16 protein-coding genes are annotated in these 15,448 nt (G+C 73.2%); 6 read left to right on the top strand and 10 right to left on the bottom strand.

Annotated elements, in window-relative coordinates; translation table 11 throughout:
* Positions 1–251 precede the first annotated feature (251 nt).
* On the top strand, positions 252–698 hold the full coding sequence (locus GA0115242_RS04155) for a nitroreductase family deazaflavin-dependent oxidoreductase (RefSeq protein WP_093824646.1): 447 nt from the start codon (positions 252–254) through the stop codon (positions 696–698).
* A 130-nt stretch (positions 699–828) separates the two neighbouring features.
* Here the strand turns inward: GA0115242_RS04155 and GA0115242_RS04150 are convergent, their stop codons facing one another.
* On the bottom strand, positions 829–1,815 hold the full coding sequence (locus GA0115242_RS04150) for a cation diffusion facilitator family transporter (protein WP_093824626.1): 987 nt from the start codon (positions 1,813–1,815) through the stop codon (positions 829–831).
* Between the two features lie 106 nt (positions 1,816–1,921).
* On the opposite strand from GA0115242_RS04150, the gene GA0115242_RS04145 reads away from it, so the two are divergent.
* A complete protein-coding gene (locus GA0115242_RS04145) occupies positions 1,922–2,221 on the top strand; it encodes a DUF4235 domain-containing protein (protein ID WP_093824623.1) in 300 nt (99 codons plus the stop codon).
* A gap of 630 nt (positions 2,222–2,851) precedes the next feature.
* Complete coding sequence (locus GA0115242_RS04140) at positions 2,852–3,883, top strand: 7-epi-alpha-eudesmol synthase (protein ID WP_093824621.1); 1,032 nt, start codon at positions 2,852–2,854, stop codon at positions 3,881–3,883.
* 72 nt (positions 3,884–3,955) lie between these two features.
* On the opposite strand, the gene GA0115242_RS04135 is transcribed toward GA0115242_RS04140, so the two are convergent.
* The 5 genes from GA0115242_RS04135 to GA0115242_RS04115 are packed head-to-tail and all read right to left on the bottom strand — an operon-like array spanning position 3,956 to position 8,258.
* Complete coding sequence (locus GA0115242_RS04135) at positions 3,956–5,206, bottom strand: cytochrome P450 (RefSeq protein ID WP_093824619.1); 1,251 nt, start codon at positions 5,204–5,206, stop codon at positions 3,956–3,958.
* Positions 5,203–5,808 carry a GTP-binding protein gene (locus tag GA0115242_RS04130; protein ID WP_093824617.1) on the bottom strand — a complete coding sequence of 202 codons (606 nt, stop codon included), beginning with the start codon at positions 5,806–5,808 and terminating at the stop codon, positions 5,203–5,205. The genes GA0115242_RS04135 and GA0115242_RS04130 overlap by 4 nt, the downstream gene beginning before the upstream one ends.
* Positions 5,789–6,160 (bottom strand): DUF742 domain-containing protein, encoded by a 372-nt coding sequence (locus tag GA0115242_RS04125; protein WP_093824615.1) that lies wholly within the window; start codon positions 6,158–6,160, stop codon positions 5,789–5,791. Before GA0115242_RS04125 ends, GA0115242_RS04130 begins: the two co-directional genes overlap by 20 nt.
* Positions 6,157–6,567, bottom strand: coding sequence for a roadblock/LC7 domain-containing protein (locus tag GA0115242_RS04120; RefSeq protein WP_030043913.1), 411 nt, complete (start codon positions 6,565–6,567; stop codon positions 6,157–6,159). Before GA0115242_RS04120 ends, GA0115242_RS04125 begins: the two co-directional genes overlap by 4 nt.
* Positions 6,568–6,572: 5 nt before the next feature.
* On the bottom strand, positions 6,573–8,258 hold the full coding sequence (locus tag GA0115242_RS04115) for a sensor histidine kinase (protein WP_093824614.1): 1,686 nt from the start codon (positions 8,256–8,258) through the stop codon (positions 6,573–6,575).
* Between the two features lie 249 nt (positions 8,259–8,507).
* On the opposite strand from GA0115242_RS04115, the gene GA0115242_RS04110 reads away from it, so the two are divergent.
* Entirely contained in the window at positions 8,508–8,870 is a 363-nt protein-coding gene (locus GA0115242_RS04110; RefSeq protein ID WP_093824611.1) for a DUF1304 domain-containing protein, read from the top strand.
* Positions 8,867–9,430 carry a TetR/AcrR family transcriptional regulator gene (locus GA0115242_RS04105; protein WP_093824609.1) on the top strand — a complete coding sequence of 188 codons (564 nt, stop codon included), beginning with the start codon at positions 8,867–8,869 and terminating at the stop codon, positions 9,428–9,430. The genes GA0115242_RS04110 and GA0115242_RS04105 overlap by 4 nt, the downstream gene beginning before the upstream one ends.
* An 86-nt stretch (positions 9,431–9,516) precedes the next feature.
* Here the strand turns inward: GA0115242_RS04105 and GA0115242_RS04100 are convergent, their stop codons facing one another.
* A complete protein-coding gene (locus GA0115242_RS04100; protein ID WP_093824607.1) occupies positions 9,517–10,476 on the bottom strand; it encodes a GlxA family transcriptional regulator in 960 nt (319 codons plus the stop codon).
* Between the two features lie 71 nt (positions 10,477–10,547).
* Here GA0115242_RS04100 and GA0115242_RS04095 point away from each other — a divergent pair, with 71 nt between their 5' ends.
* A complete protein-coding gene (locus tag GA0115242_RS04095; RefSeq protein WP_093824605.1) occupies positions 10,548–11,498 on the top strand; it encodes an NADP-dependent oxidoreductase in 951 nt (316 codons plus the stop codon).
* An 85-nt stretch (positions 11,499–11,583) separates the two neighbouring features.
* On the opposite strand, the gene GA0115242_RS04090 is transcribed toward GA0115242_RS04095, so the two are convergent.
* The 3 genes from GA0115242_RS04090 to GA0115242_RS04080 form a co-directional block, all read right to left on the bottom strand.
* Positions 11,584–12,678: an alcohol dehydrogenase catalytic domain-containing protein gene (locus GA0115242_RS04090; RefSeq protein WP_093824603.1), complete on the bottom strand. Its 1,095-nt coding sequence runs from the start codon at positions 12,676–12,678 to the stop codon at positions 11,584–11,586.
* Positions 12,675–14,069 carry an aldehyde dehydrogenase family protein gene (locus GA0115242_RS04085; protein ID WP_256089365.1) on the bottom strand — a complete coding sequence of 465 codons (1,395 nt, stop codon included), beginning with the start codon at positions 14,067–14,069 and terminating at the stop codon, positions 12,675–12,677. Before GA0115242_RS04085 ends, GA0115242_RS04090 begins: the two co-directional genes overlap by 4 nt.
* A gap of 426 nt (positions 14,070–14,495) precedes the next feature.
* The gene (locus tag GA0115242_RS04080; protein WP_093824599.1) at positions 14,496–15,248 is read right to left on the bottom strand and encodes a (5-formylfuran-3-yl)methyl phosphate synthase; all 753 of its coding nucleotides are present in this window, start codon (positions 15,246–15,248) and stop codon (positions 14,496–14,498) included.
* Positions 15,249–15,448: the final 200 nt, after the last annotated feature.

Here is a 15,448-nt window from a genome sequence, read left to right as displayed (position 1 = left end):
GGAGGAGTGCCGCGTACGGATCTTCATTAGATGCCCGAGGCACCTAAGTCGCGACGGGAAGTTCGGCCAGATCGGTGGTCTCCGCCGAAGTGGCCGGAACGGGCGCTCCCCGGACACCGGACCCGCCGGATCACTCCGGGAGGTGATCGGGTGTGGGAGCGGGTAGCAGCGAGGTATGGATGAAACCCGCGCACACCGGCGTTGACGTCGGTGCACGCCAGTCACAGCACACAACGATGGGACGGATGCACATGCCTCTCGAGGGCGAGTACGAACCCAGCCCGCAGCAGTGGGTACGCGAGCAGGTGGAGCTGTACGAGAGCTCCGGCGGCACCCAGGGCACGACCCTCATGGACACCGGGTTGCCGGTCATCCTGCTGACCACGCGGGGCGCCAAGAGCGGCAAGATCCGCAAGACCCCCCTGATGCGGGTCGAGCACGACGGCGAGTACGCCGTGGTCGCCTCCCAGGGCGGGGCGCCCACCCACCCGGTCTGGTACCACAACATCAAGGCCGACCCGCACGTCGAGCTGCAGGACGGCCCGGTCAAGCAGGACCTGACGGCCCGCGAGGTCACCGGCGCGGAGAAGGACGCCTGGTGGGACCGGGCGGTCGCGGCGTACCCGCCGTACGCCGAGTACCAGCAGAAGACGGACCGCTCGATCCCGGTCTTCGTGCTGGAGCGGGCGGCCGGCTGACCGCACGCCCCGGCGGACGGTCCGTCCGGCCCGCCGGGGCACCGCGGCACCGGTCGCGGTGGACGCGGAACGGGGCCGGAAAACGGGGGTGCCCGGTCGCATGAACGCGTCGCGGTCGGGCACCCGTCCTTCAGGCCCCGCCGCGCTCCCCCGTCGCGGCGGGGCTCTCCGTCTCCTCCCGCGCGGCGCGGTCGGTGATGTCGAGGAAGATCTGGTCCGCCTCGTCGACGGTGTTGGCCAGCGACCGCTTGATCCGCACGGCGACCTCCTCGACCCGTTCGCTGTCCATCCCGGGCACCAGGTCGACCCGGGCCGCCACCAGGGCGCTGTCCAGACCGGTCTTCATCGTGAACAGCGCCTCGACGCTGTCGATCTCCGGCTGCGCGGACAGCAGCGCCCTGATCCGGCGGTCAGCCTCCGGATCGGCCGCCTCCCCGATGAGCTGGTCGCGGGCCTGGCTGCCCAGGTGGTACGCGACGAAGACGAGCAGCGCGCCGATCCCGAAGGACGCCGACGCCTCCCACACCACGTTCCCGGTGACCATGTGCAGCGCCATCCCCGCGGCGGCCAGCGTGACACCGAGGACCGCCGTGCCGTCCTCGGCGATCACCGTGCGCAGCGCCGGGTCCCGCAGGCCGCTCATGCCGCCCTGCTGCTTCGCCTGGTGCAGCGCCCGCAGCAGCGAGAGGCCCTCGGCGACGAACGCGACGCCCAGGACGGCCAGGCCGACGACATAGCCGTCGAACGTCTCGTCGGCGCCGTTGACCAGCGCCTCGTAGCCCTGGAAGAAGGAGAAGCAGCCGCCCATCACGAAGATGCCGACGGCCGCGAGGAGCGACCAGAAGAAGCGTTCCTTGCCGTAGCCGAAGGGGTGCCGCCGGTCGGCGGGGCGCCTGCTGCGGCGCAGGGCCGCCAGCAGGAACACCTCGTTCAGGCTGTCGGCGACCGAGTGCGCGGCCTCCGACATCAGCGCCGGGGACCCGGCGATCAGACCGCCGACGGCCTTGGCCACCGCGATGACGAGATTGGCGGCCAGCGCCACCAGTACGGTCACCCGGGTCCTGCGGTCCGCCTGCTTCCCGGAGTCCTGCGCCTCGTCCGCTTCCGTCCGTTCCATGCCCGCCGACTGCCCCTCTCCGACCGGCTCACACCCTTTGGCCTCCGGTGGGCATACGTGACACCGTCGGGCGGGAGGACCGGTCCGACGACGACAGGAGAACGACGTGGCCAGGAAGAAGAAAAAGCAGCTCAAGCTGCCGCTCGCGTACAAGCCGGTCGGCCTCGCGGTCGGCTGGGCCGGCGGCGCGCTCGCGGGTCTGGCGTTCCGCAGGACCTGGGAGGCGCTGCGGCACGAGGACGACGCCCCGGACCCGCTGGACCGGGACCGCGGCTGGGGCGAGATCCTGCTCGCCGCGGCGCTCCAGGGCGCCCTGTTCGCCGTCGCGAGCAGTGTGGCGTCCCGGGCCAGCGCGAAGGCGATCGAGCGCTCCACGGGGGTCTGGCCGACGGGCGACCGCACCTGAGGCCCCGGACACCGGACCCCGCCCGCACGGTCCCGGGGCTCCCCCGGGACCCGCGGGTCGGCGCCGCGTCCGGCCGAGCGGGCGGAGTGACGGGGCGTCACCGCCGGGCACGCGGTGGAGGTGACAAGGCAGCACCGCCGGACGCCCGGCCGAGGTGACGGGACGTCACCGCCGATCCGAGGCAACGACATGACGAGAGGTCACCGACAGGCGGGCGCGGGAGCTGACGAGGTGTCGGGAGTGACTGCGTAGGGGCGGGTGAACCCGGCGTGCCGCACGCCCGGGGCGCGGTTCCCCGGCGTCGGAATCCCGCGTCCCAAACCTGTACTCCCGTACGTCCAGGGCGAGTTGGCGGATTCCGTGTCCACGGGACCCGAACCCTTCACCGGATCCGCGAACATGCGGCCAGGACCGGGAAGGCGGGAGTGTACGCAGCTCAAGTGGGTTGAGCAGTAACGGACATCACGGCAGGGTCACGGTGTAGATCATTTACGATCTGGGCAGCCTCGTAGCGCTTTTCGATTCAACTTTCTGACCGGAAAGCTCTGTTCGAGCGAGCGGGCGGCCACCACGATCGCCCAGGTGCAGGATCCGGGGGGACCTGCGTCGCCGTCTCCCGGAAGGAAACACATGCCACAGGACGTCACGTTCGACCTGCCCTTCGACACTCCCGTCAGCGAGCACCTGGAGTACGCGCGCGCCCGCCACCTGCGCTGGATCTGGGACATGGGCCTGGTGCGCAGCACCGCCGGGTTCGAGGAGTACAAGTCCTGGGACCTGCCGCAGGCCGCCGCCCGCACCTACCCGCACGCATCGGCGGACGACATGGTCGTCCTGATGAACTGGTTCTCCCTGGCCTTCCTGTTCGACGATCAGTTCGACGCGGGCCAACCCGACCGCGCCGACCGGATAGCGGAGGTCGCGCGCGAGCTGATCGCCACCCCGCTGCGCCCGGCGGGCAGCAGGCCCCGGGTGGTCTGCCCCATCACGCTGGCCTGGGCCGAGGTCTGGAACAGTCTCTCCGCCGGCATGTCCCTGACCTGGCAGACCCGGTTCGCGGCCTCCTGGGGCCGGTTCCTGGTCGCCCACTGCGAGGAGGTCGACCTCGCGGCCCGCGGTCTCGCGGGCACCCTGGACCTGGAGGAGTACGCGCTGTTCAGGCGGCGCACGGTCGGCATCCACCACAGCATCGACGCGGGCGAGCGCAGCCGCGGCTTCGAGGTGCCCCCGCAGGCGATGGCGCATCCGCTGATGGAGCGGATGCGGGACCTCGCCGCCGACACCATCGGGTTCATGAACGACATCCACTCGTTCGAGCGCGAGCGGCGCCGGGGCGACGGCCACAACCTGATCGCCGTGCTGCACCGGGAGCGGGGCGGCAGCTGGCAGGAGGCGGCCCAGCAGGCGTACCGGATGACCACCGGGTGCCTGGAGGAGTACCTGGAGCTGCAAGCCGGGATCCCGCGGATGTGCGACGAGCTGCGGCTGGACGAGGACGAGCGGGCCCGGGTGCGGATGGGCGTGGAGGCCATCCAGCACTGGATCAACGGCAACTACGAGTGGGCCCTGGTCTCCGGCCGGTACGCGGCCGCCAAGGACGGGCCGGTGGCCACCGCCGAACTCGCCGGGCGGGGATCGGTCGACGACCTGCTGGCGGTGTGAGGTGACACCTGAGCCCGGCCGGATCGTGGCCGGCCGGGCTCAGGTGGATCGACAGCGCGCGGGAACCGCGGATCAGATGGCGAACTCGACCGGGAGGCTGTCCAGTCGGGACTCCCAGGTGGACGCCGTCGAGGACAGCTCCTCGGCCGGGACGGCCAGGCGCAGGCCCACCAGCCGGTGCAGCAGCACGTCCACGGCGACCTCGATGATGGACTGGCCGATGTTCTGCCCCGGGCACTCGTGCGGCCCGGCGCTGAACGCCAGGTGCGACTGGTTGCCCTGCACCGAGACGGTCGGGTCCGGACGGATCTCCGGGTCGACGTTGCCCGCGGTCAGGCCGAGCACCAGCAGGTCGCCCTCCTGGAGCTGATGGCCGCCCAGTTCCAGGTCGGCCGCGGCGAACCGGCCCGGCAGCACCGCGAGCGGCGGGGTGTCCCACATGGCCTGCTCCATCACGGCGGTGATGTTGAGCTGGCCGCTGACCAGCCCGGAGAGCCGCGCGGTGTCGGTGAGCACGAGCTGCAGCACCCGGGCCAGCAGGTTGCTCGTGGTGTTGTACCCGGCGATCAGCACCAGTCGCAGATGGCTGATCACCTCGTCCAGGTCGAGCCCGGCCGGATGGGCGAGCAGGGCGCTGGTGAAGTCGGAGCCCGGTTCGGCGCTCTTGCGCTCGGCCAGCTCCGTGAGGATCTCCATGATGCGCCCGTTGTGGACGAGCGCGTCCTCGCCGCCCTTGAGGACCTGGATGCTGGACTCGGCCAGCCGGCGGCCCTCCGCCGCCGGCAGTCCGAGGATGCGGGTGAGCACCAGCATCGGCAGGTACTCGGAGTACTCCGAGACCAGATCGGCGCGGCCCACGTCGGAGAACGAGCCGATCAGCTGGTTGGCGAAGAACGTGGCGTGCCGCCTGACCCCCCGGCTGGAGGCCGCCAGCAGCCCGTCGTTGACGGCGCCGCGCAGCCTGCGGTGCGCCTCGCCGTCCTGGGAGACGCAGTCGGGCCGCCACCCCAGCATCGGGATGAGCGGCGACGTCTCCTCGATCCGGCCCTCCTGCCAGTCCCGCCAGGTGCGCGCGTCCCGGCTGAACTGGCGGGGGTTGTCGAGCACCCGTCGGGCGTCGCGGTAGCCCAGCACCAGCCAGGCGGGCACGTCGCCCTCCAGCAGCACGGGCGCGACCGACCCGTGCTCCTTGCGCAGCCGCTCGTAGATACCGGCCTGGTCGGACTCGGTACCCGGCCCGAACAGCCGGGTGAGGTCCCCGGCGCCGTGGGCGACGGGGCAGCCTCCACCGGTCGCCGGATCGTTTAAGGGCTGTTCAGTCATCGAGTCTCCAGTGCCACGTCCGACCGTTCCTTCAGATGATGGATCAGTGCGACGAGCACATCACGACTGGAGGCCCGGTCGCGAGCGTCGCAGGCCACGATGGGGGTGTGCGGGGAGAGGTCCAGGGCGTCCCGGATCTCGTCGATGGGATGGTTGACGGAGTCCGGGAACACGTTCAGCGCGATGACGAAGGGGACGTCCAGGCGTTCCATCTCCTCGATCGCCCGGAAGCTGGAGGCCAGCCGCCGGGTGTCGACGAGCACGATCGCCCCGAGCGCGCCCTTGAACAGCCCGTTCCACAGGAACCAGAAGCGCTCCTGCCCGGGGGTGCCGAACAGGTAGAGCATCAGGCTCTCGTTGAGGCTGATCTTTCCGAAGTCGAGGCTGACCGTGGTCTGCGTCTTGTCGGCGACCCCGATCAGGTGGTCGACGTCGGCACTGGCCTGGGTGAGGGTCTCCTCGGTGGTCAGCGGCTTGATGTCGCTGACCGAGCGGACCATGGTGGTCTTTCCGGTACCGAAGCCGCCGGCGATCATCACCTTCACCGAGCGGGTGCCCCCGGCGGCCGGCCGGCCGGGATGGTCAAAGCCTTTGAAGTCCACTGAGTACCTCCTCAAGGAGCGCGAGGTCGGGCCCGCGACCGGCGTCGTGCGCCGGGATGGGGTCACGGGCTTCGACACGGCCTGCCTCGAGCAGATCGGCCAGCAGCACCGCGAGAATGTTGAAGGGCAATCCGAGGTGGGCGCCGAGTTCGGCCACCGACAACGGATCGCGGCAGCGCCGGAGGATCTCCTCGTGCTCGTGCTGCGTGCCCGTTACGGGGGCGGTCAGGGAGACGATGAGGGTCGCCACGTCGAGACTCGACGCGGAACCGCCCGGTCCGCTACGTCCTCCGGTGAGGACGTAGTAACGCTCGAGACCGGACGGGTCCGACGGCCGGCGGGGAGCACTCATCCAGAGTGCTCCTCCAGGCGCGGAGTGGTGCCGAGGAGCTCACCCATCCTGCGGGCCAGGTCCCTCATCTGGTGGCCGAGCAACCCTTGGTCGAGGCCCTCGCGGGCCAGCACGCCGAGGTACGTCTCCACGCCGGCGCGGACGACGAAGAGATGGCCTCCGTCGACCTCGATCATCGCCAGTCGCAGCTGCCCCGCGTACTTGGGGAACTGCTCGGCGACCGGCTGCGCGAGGGCCTGGAGTCCGGCGACGACGGCCGCGAACCGGTCGACGTCGTCGGGGTCCTCGGCCCCGAACGAGGTGATGGCCTTGCCGTCGCTGGATGCCACGAGGGCGAAGCGGATCTCCGGGATGCTCTCGACCAGGTCGCGGAGCGCCCAGCTCACGTCGGTTCCCTGTTGCGTCATGGGGACTAGTCGCTCTCTTCAGTGCGGTGCTCGGTGGACTGCCGGAGATCGAACGCCGGGTCCTCCTCGGTGGACTCGCGGCCGGCGGTGGCGAAGGCGGCCAGACCGGCGAAGGACGCGTCGGGCGGGACGGCGGCGACCCGGGCGGTCTCCTCCGTCCGCTCGACCGTCCGCTCCTGGTCCGGTTCGTTCCGTTTGCTGCGGCGCCTGGGCAGTCCGCCGGGGGTGGTGTCCACCGTCTCTTCGGTCTCGCTCGCGCCGGCCCTGACCGGGAGCACGGGCTCGGCCGTCTCCAGGACCGGGGCCGCCGCGGACGCCTGGACGGCCGGGGCCGCGGGGGCCGGGGTGGCCGTGGGGAGCTGGCTGAAGTACTTGTGCGGGACGACGATCACCACCGAGGTACCGAGCCAGGGCGAGTCCGCGAAGGTGACGCGGATGCCGTAGCGGCGGGCGAGCGCGCCGACGACCCGGAGGCCGATGGTCGCGTCCTCGGAGACCCCGCCGATGCCGGGTCCCGCCGCGGAGCCGGTGAGGGCGTCCTCGGCCTCGCGCTTCTTCTCCTCGCTCAGGCCCTTGCCGGAGTCCTGGATCTCGATGCCGACGCCGTTGGGGACCTCCTTGCCGGAGACGACCACGGGCTCGGTGGGCGGCGAGTAGCGGGCCGCGTTGTCGAGGAGGTGCGCGAAGATCAGCGTCAGGTGGTCCACGAGACCACCGTCCACACCGAGTTCGGGCAGCTGACGCACCTCGACGCGGTGGAAGTCCTTGATCCGGCCGATGCCGCCGCGGACCACGCTGAGCAGGCGCTGCGGCTCCTGCCACTGGCGTCCGGGCCGGTCCGAGCCGCCGAGCACGCCGATGCTCGCGGCGAGGCAGTCGGCGGGGCCGATCTCCTGGTCCAGCTCCATCAGCCCGCGGGCGACGGACGGCAGCCTGCCGTGCTCGCCCTGCATCTCGTGCAGGCGGCCACGGAGCTTGCTGGTCAGGACGTGGATGCGGTTGCCGATGCCGATCACGGCCTGTTCGGCGGAGGTGGAGCGGTTGAACTCCTCCTCGACTCCGATCAGGGCCGTCCTGAGCACCTTGCGCAGCTCGCCCTGGAGATCCGCGTCGATCTTCGCGGTCTGGTTGGCGGGCGGCAGCAGGTCGTCCACCGCGTCACCGGCGCGCAACCGCGCCAGCGCGTCGGGGAGTTGCTCGGTGGCCAGAGCGGCGACGGCGGAGTGCTGGCGGGTCAGCTGGTCCCGCCACACCTCCGCCTGGTCGGCGAGCTGGGCCTCGTAGGCCTTGACCTGCTCGGTGAGCCGGGCCTCGAAGGCCGCGGCCTGGTCGGCGAGCTGGGCCTCGTAGAGACCGGCCTGCTCACCGAGGCGTGCTTCCTGCGTGGCGCGTTCTGCGCTGAACTTCCTTTCCAGGCCCGTCACATGCTGCTGCCACTGCTGCGAGTGCTCGGCCTGTGAGGTGCGGAAAGAGCCTTCGGAGCGGCGCAACTGGGCGCGGGTGCGCAACAGCACCCTCACACAGACGGCGCTGGCGGCCGTCGCGGCGGCGCCCGCGACGGCGGCGGTTATTCGCTCCGAGCTCATGAACGTGGTGGCGACCGTCCCGCCTCCTAAGGCAAGCGGCATCAACCACCAGCTGTACCAGGCGACAGGAGGCCGCGCCGCCGGTGGCGGAGTGGCGAGTTCCATCTGCATCCTTCGAAGCAACACGATCGAACAAGGGGGGTGGAGATAGGGGATCGCACTCATGCGTACGCACCACGAGTCGACCAGAAGCGATCAGTAACTCGCAGTGCCGATGGGGAGCTTATCGGGTTCCAACCCTAAAGGATCAACCTCGGGCCATTGACGGACGTGAGGGTTCCGTCACGACACCACGTGAACAGACATGGACAACTGTCCAGCTATGATGGACACCTGTCCATGAAAGGAAGCGCTATGGAGACGGTCGCCGACGTACTGGTCGGGCTGGTGGCCCTGTTGCACGTCTACATCCTGGTGTTGGAGATGTTCCTCTGGGAGAAGGCACCGGGCCGCGGGCTGTCCGGCTTCGACCCGGAGATGGCGCGGGCCACCGCGCCGCTCGCCGCCAACCAGGGCCTCTACAACGGGTTCCTCGCGGCGGGCCTGGTCTGGGGCCTGATCGCCGCCGACCCGACCGGCTGGCGGGCCCAGGTCTTCTTCCTGAGCTGCGTGGTGGTCGCGGGCGTGTACGGCGGGATCACGGCCAACCGGCGCATCCTGCTCGCGCAGGCGCTGCCCGGCGCGGTCGCCCTGGCCGCCGTCCTCGCCGCCCGGTGACCCGGCCCGCCCCGGAGGACCCGCGGGCCGCCCGCACCCGGGCCCGGCTGCGGGCGGCCCTGTTCGAGGAGTGCGCCGAACACCCGCTGGGCGAGGTCGGGGTGGCGTCGCTGGTGCGCCGGGCCGGGGTCGGCCGGGCCACCTTCTACGTCCACTACGACGGGCTGGAGGCGCTGGCCGTGGACGCCTGCGCCGACGTCGTCCGGGAGGGCGTGGACGCCCTGCACTCCTGGACGGGACGGCCCGACCCGGTCCACGCGCCGCTCGCGCTCGTGGAGTTCTTCACCTCGCTCGCCCCGCACGCCGATCTGTACCGGGCGCTGCTCACCCCGGGCGGCGGCGGCCCGCTCGGCAAACTGCTCCACCACGATCTGCGGGCGTACAGCCTGCGCGAGCGGGAGCGGGCGGGCGCGGCCGACGCGCCCCTGGTCGCGACGGCGGTCGCGGCGACCTTCGCCGGGGTGCTGGCCGACTGGCTGCACGGCCTGCTCCCCGGCTCCCCCCGGGAGATCTCCGACCAGGTGTGGCAGTTGCTGGTGGCCCTGCACGCGAGCCGCTGAGCGGGTCGCCGGGGGCGGCGGAACGGGGGCCTGATGGTGCCTCGGGCGGCTCGGGTCGGGCCGGACGGGGACGGTGATCCGGTGGGTCAGCGGGACGCCGCCTGGAACGTGCGGCGGTACGCCTGCGGGGAGACCCCGATCGCCGCGTGCAGGTGCTGGCGGAGGGAGGCCCCGGTGGCGAAGCCGACCCGGCCCGCGATCTGGTCCACCGAGAGGTCGCTGGCCTCCAGCAGATGGCGGGCGCGCGCGAGCCGCTGCTGGATAAGCCAGCGGCCGGGGCTCATGCCGACCTCGTCGACGAAGCGGCGGGCGAAGGTGCGCAGGCTCATCCGGGCGTGCCGGGCCAGGTCGGCGAGGGTGAGCGGCTCGTCGAGGTGCTCCATCGCCCAGACCCGGGTCGCCGCGGTGCCGGCGGCGCCCTCCTGCGGCACGGGCAGTTCGATGTACTGCGCCTGACCGCCGTCCCGGAACGGCGGGACGACGCAGTACCGGGCCACCGTGTTGGCGAGTTCGCTGCCGTGGTCCTTGCGCACGAGGTGCAGGCAGACGTCGACGCCGGAGGCCGCGCCCGCCGAGGTGAGGATGCGGTCGTCGTCGACGAAGAGGACGTCCGGGTCCAGCTCGACCCGCGGGAACAGGGCCCGGAAGCGGTCCGCGAGGGACCAGTGGGTGGTCGCCCTGCGCCCGTCCAGGAGTCCGGCGGCGGCGAGCACGAACGCGCCGGTGCAGATGGACACGATCCGCGCCTGCGGACGGATCAGCGCGAGCGCCGCCGCCACCTCCGCGGACAGCTCGGCGCCCACCAGGGACGGGTCGACGGGCGGGATGACGACCGTGTCGGCGGTGGCGAGGATCTCCGGCCCGTGCTCGACGGTGACGGCGAAGTCGGCGTTGGTGCGGACCGGGCCGTCGCCGACCGCGCAGGTCAGCACCTCGTACCGGTCGGCGGCCATGCCCAGGATGCGGCTCGGGATGCCCAGTTCGAAGGGGTAGACACCGTCCAGGGCCAGCACCACGACCCGCTGGGGCCTTCTCGTCTCACGCATGGCACGATCTTATCGAATGATGGCCATCGTGCCATTTTCCTGCCGGGCGGGCCCCGGCAGGCTGGTCCACCATGAGCACTGTGAACACGATGCGAGCCATCAGCCAGGACGTCCTCGGCGGTCCCGAGGTCCTGAAGGAAGTCGAACTCCCCCGCCCGGAACCGCGCACCAACGAGGTGCTGGTGCGGGTGCGCGCGGCCGGGGTCAACCCGACCGACTGGAAGCACCGCGCCAACGGCGGCTTCCTGGGCGAACCGCCGTTCGTCCTCGGCTGGGACGTCTCCGGCGTGGTCGAGGCGGTCGGCGTCGGCGTCGCCCGCTTCCGGCCGGGCGACGAGGTGTTCGGCATGCTGTCCTACCCGTTCGGCCACGGCTCGCACGCCGAGTACGTGACCGCACCCGCCCGCGCCTTCGTCCACAAGCCCGCCGCGCTGGACCACACCGCGGCGGGCGCCCTGCCGCTGGTGTCCCTCACCGCCTGGCAGGCCCTGGTCGAGAACGCCGACCTGCGCCGGGGCCAGCGGGTCCTGATCCACGCGGCGGCGGGCGGGGTCGGCCACGTCGCCGTCCAGATCGCGAAGGCGCGCGGCGCCCATGTGATCGGTACGGCGAGCGCGGCCAAGCACGACTTCCTGCGGGAGATCGGCGTCGACGAGGCGGTGGACTACCGGGAGACCGACGTCACCGAGGCCGTCAAGGACGTCGACGTGGTGCTCGACCCGCTCGGCGGCGACACCTCGGTGCGCTCGCTGCGGGTGCTGCGGCCCGGCGGGACCCTGGTGTCGATCATCCCGGTCGGCTCGAACGCGCTGTACGAGGAGGCCGAGCGGCTCGGGGTGCGGGCGGTGCGGATGCTGGTGGACTCCTCGCAGAGCGGGATGCGGGCGATCGCGGAGCTGGCGGAGGCGGGCGACCTGCGCCCGGTCGTCGCCGGGACCTTCCCGCTGGCGGACGCGGCCGAGGCGCACCGGGCGGGCCAGACCGACCGGACGGCCGGGAAGCTGGTGCTGCTGGTCGACTGACGCCGTCGCGCGGCGCGGGGTGATCGGCCCCGCGCCGCGCCGAGGCACCGGCCCGGCGCGACGTCGTCCCGCGTCCCGCCGGTTCTCAACTCCCGGGGATCAGGACGGGTTTCACCACCCGGCCGCTCTCGCAGTCCCGTTCGGCCTCGTTGACGGCGGAGAGCGGGTAGGTGCGGATCAGTTCGTCGAAGGGGAAGCGTCCCGCCTGCCAGAGGGCGGTCAGCCGGGGGATCAGCAGACCGGGCACCGCGTCCCCCTCGCAGAGGTGCGCGAGGCCGCGCCCCCGGTCCAACGTCCCTGTCTCCAGGCGGAGTCCGGAGTGCAGACGGGCCACGAGGCCGAGCCTGCCGGTGGGGCGCAGGGAGCGCAGCGCGTCGTTGATCAGCGGGACGTCGGCGGTGGTGTCGAGCGCGTAGCGGGCGCCGCCGTCGGTCAGCCGCGCGACGCGTTCGGGGAGCCCGGACACGTCCGCGGCGAGCGGCAGCGCGCCGAACCGCTCGGCCAGGGCGAGGCGTCGGGGCTGCCGGTCGACCGCGACGGTCACCGCGCCGGCAGCGGTCGCCGCCATCACGGCCGCGAGCCCCACGGACCCGGCGCCCAGCACCAGGAGGGTGTCACCCGGCCCGGCGCGGAAGGAGTTGAGGACCGCGCCCGCGCCGGTGAGGAACCCGCAGCCGAGCGGGCCGAGGAGGGCGAGCGGCAGCGCCGGGTCGACCCGGACCGCGTTGCGGGCGGGGACCAGCGCGTACTCGGCGAACGCGGACTGGCCGAACCAGCGCGGTGCCAGCGGGGCACCGGTGGAGTCGGTGAAGCGCGCCGCGTGCCCGGTCCGTCCGCCGAACAGGTTGAGGGCGGCGAAGGAGTCGCAGTAGGCGGGGGCGGCGCCCAGACAGCCCCGGCAGCGTCCGCAGGAGTCGAAACTCAGCACGACGTGGTCGCCCGCGCGCAGACCGGTGTCCCCGCCACCGGTCGCCTCCACCACACCGGCCCCCTCGTGCCCGAGCACCGCGGGCAGCGGGGAGCGGCCCGCCGAGCGCCGGACCGCGAGGTCGGTCCGGCAGAGCCCGCAGCCCGCGATCCGGACCAGGACCTCGCCGTCGGCGGGCCCCGACGCGAGGGCCACCGGCTCGACGGTGAACGGGCCGTCGTACGCGCGCAGCACCGCCGCCGTGAACCTCATGCCGCCGCTCCCCCCGGGTCAGGTCGGGGGCGGTGGACGACGAACGGGCGGAGGTTGCCGTAGAACGCCCAGGGGCCGCCCGCGATCCCCACGCCGCTGTCCTTGACGCCGGTGAAGGGCTGGGCGAGGGAGAGTTCGGCGTGGTGGTTGATCCACACCGTGCCGCACTCCAGGCGCCCGGCCACCTCCTCCGCGCGGTCCAGGTCGGTCCCCCAGACCGAGCCGCCGAGGCCGAGGGAGGTGCCGTTGGCGGCCTCGACGGCGTCGTCGAGGCGGTCGTAGGGCAGCACCGGCAGCACCGGTCCGAACTGCTCCTCGGTCACCACCGGGGTGTCGGGCGGTACGTCGGCGAGGACCGTCGGGGCGAAGAAGTGCCCGGGGCCGGGCAGCCGGTGGCCGCCGCTCGCCGCTCGGGCGCCGGCCGCCAGCGCCCGCGCGGTGAGGTCGGCGATCCGGTCCCGCTGCGGGGCGTTGTTCAGCGGGCCGAGCCGGGTGGCCGGGTCCAGCCCGGAGCCGACCACGACGTCCTTCGCGCGGGCCGCGAGCGCCTCGACGACCTCGGAGCAGCGCCGGGCCGGGGCGTAGACGCGTTTGACCGCCATGCAGACCTGGCCGCAGTTGCGGAACGCGGCCCAGAACAGCCGGTCCGCGATCCGTTCGACGTCCACGTCCTCCAGGAGGATCGCCGCGTCGTTCCCGCCCAGTTCCAGGGTGACCCGGGCCAGCGAGGCGGCGGCGCCCGCGGCGACGGCCCGGCCGGTCGCGGGCGAGCCGGTGAACGTCACATGGCGGATGCCGGGGTGCGCGGCGAGCCGGGCGCCGAGGGGTTCGCGGCCGGTGACGACCGTCAGCACGTCCTCGGGGAGCGCGGCGGCCAGCACGGCGCCGAGCAGCCGGGTGGCGAGGGGGGTGTGGGGGGACGGCTTGAGCACCATGGTGTTCCCGGCCGCCAGGGCGGGCGCGAACTTGGCCGACGCGAGCTGGAGCGGGAAGTTCCAGGGCACGATCGCGGCGACCGGGCCGAGCGGGCGCCAGCTGATCTCGCCGCGCACGGGACGGCCGTCCTCGATCGTGCGGCTCTCGGGTGTCAGCCCGGCGAAGTAGCGCAGCCGGTCGGCCGTGCGGGCGACCTCCGCGTGGGACTCGGCGAGCGGTTTGCCCTGCTCACGGGTGAGCAGCGGGGCCAGTTCGTCCGCGGCGGCGGTCACCGCGTCGGCGGCCGCGCGCAGGGCGGCGGTACGGGCGGCGGGGTCGGCCCGCCAGCCGCGCCAGGCCGCGTGCGCGCGCTCCACGGCTCCGTCCAGCTCCCGCGGCCCCTGATCGACCGCCTCCCCGACCACCTCCCCGGTGGCCGGATCGACCACCGCGAACCGCCCCGGCCCGTCAGCCACCTGGCTCCCTCCGCCCACGACTCACCGACACCCTGACCTGATCCGGCCTGACCCGACCCCCGGCCGCTCCGGCATCTCCGCCCCGGCGGATCAGCCCGAGCGGCCCCGGAGCCCCTCCCCCGCGCACGGGCAGCACCCGGCCTCGACGCGCTCCCCGGGCACGGTCGGCACGTCGGCACACCCCCCGGCTTGCCGGTCGTACCGGAACCGGGCTCCCCCGGGCACCGGACCGCCCCCACGGTCCGGTGCCCCTCCCCCCGCAGGGCCGATGCCCCGGGACGGACGGCGTCGCGATGTCTCCGCGTCACCGGTCGCCCCGCGGCAGCGCCCCACGTCGAACCGGCCACCGGCGTCCCGGGGCCGCGACCGGCACGGTGGTGGCCCCCCGTCGGCCCGAGGCGGCGGGACCCGTCGGGGTGTCCCCGGTCAGCCCGCGGCGGCGACCGTCTCGTGGACGCGCGCGTGGCGGTCCATCTCCGCGCGGAACTGAGCCACCAGCGCCGGGACGATGCGGCCCGCGTCGCGGTCGCCGCCCTCGCAGACGGCGCCCCGCACGCCGACGATGTCCGTGCCCATGCGGGTCAGTTCGCCCAGGTCGCGGGCCTTGACGCTGCCCGCGAGGGCCGCCCGCAGCCCGTACGCGTGGGTGAGCCGCACGAACTCGGCGCAGACGTCGGGCGGGACGTGGTCGAACAGCCGGGTGCCGTCCTTGACCGCGGTGTCCAGCATCGCGGCGTCCGCGCCGGACCGGTGGGCGATGTCGGGCAGCGCGAGCGGGTTGACGCAGCCGATCCGGTGCGCGTCGGCGTATCCGGAGGCGACGACGAGCGCCTCGGGCCGGTGGTCCTTCACGGCCCGGACGACGGCACGCATCACCTCGACGGCCTGCTCCGGCGTCGTGCAGCCGTAGAGGCCGACCTTGATGTAGGTGGCACCGGAGACGGCCGCGCCCAGCGCCGCCTGCGCCACCGTGCCGGGCTTGTAGGGGACGTCGCCGACCGTGGCGGAGACGGGCTTGTCCGCCGGGACCGCGTCGCGGACGGCTCTGATGACCCAGGGGAAGTTCGCGCCGAGCGAGCCCTCGTCGGGCTTCTTCACGTCGACGATGTCGAGGTGCTCGGCGGCCCTGGCGCAGTCGAGGGCTTCCTCGACGCCGTCGGGAGAGATGAGAAGCAGCAAGGGGGCTCCTTCCCCGCGGCCCGACTGCCCGGGGGCAGGGGTGCGGAGTCGCCTGGATCACATGCGGTCGGCTCATCATCACGGCCCGCGGCGACCGTCTGGTAGGGCGTGCGGGGTCCGAAGGGGACGAGGCCCGTGCCCGCCCGCCCCGCAGTGCGCCGCCCGCGCCGGTGCGGGCGGCGCACTGCGGGGCGGGCCGC

Origin of the sequence: Streptomyces sp. SolWspMP-5a-2, from assembly GCF_900091845.1 — a bacterium.
Lineage (GTDB): Bacteria > Actinomycetota > Actinomycetes > Streptomycetales > Streptomycetaceae > Streptomyces > Streptomyces doudnae.
The sequence above is the reverse complement of the archived record's forward strand: the minus strand, read 5'-3'. Positions and strand labels throughout refer to the sequence as shown.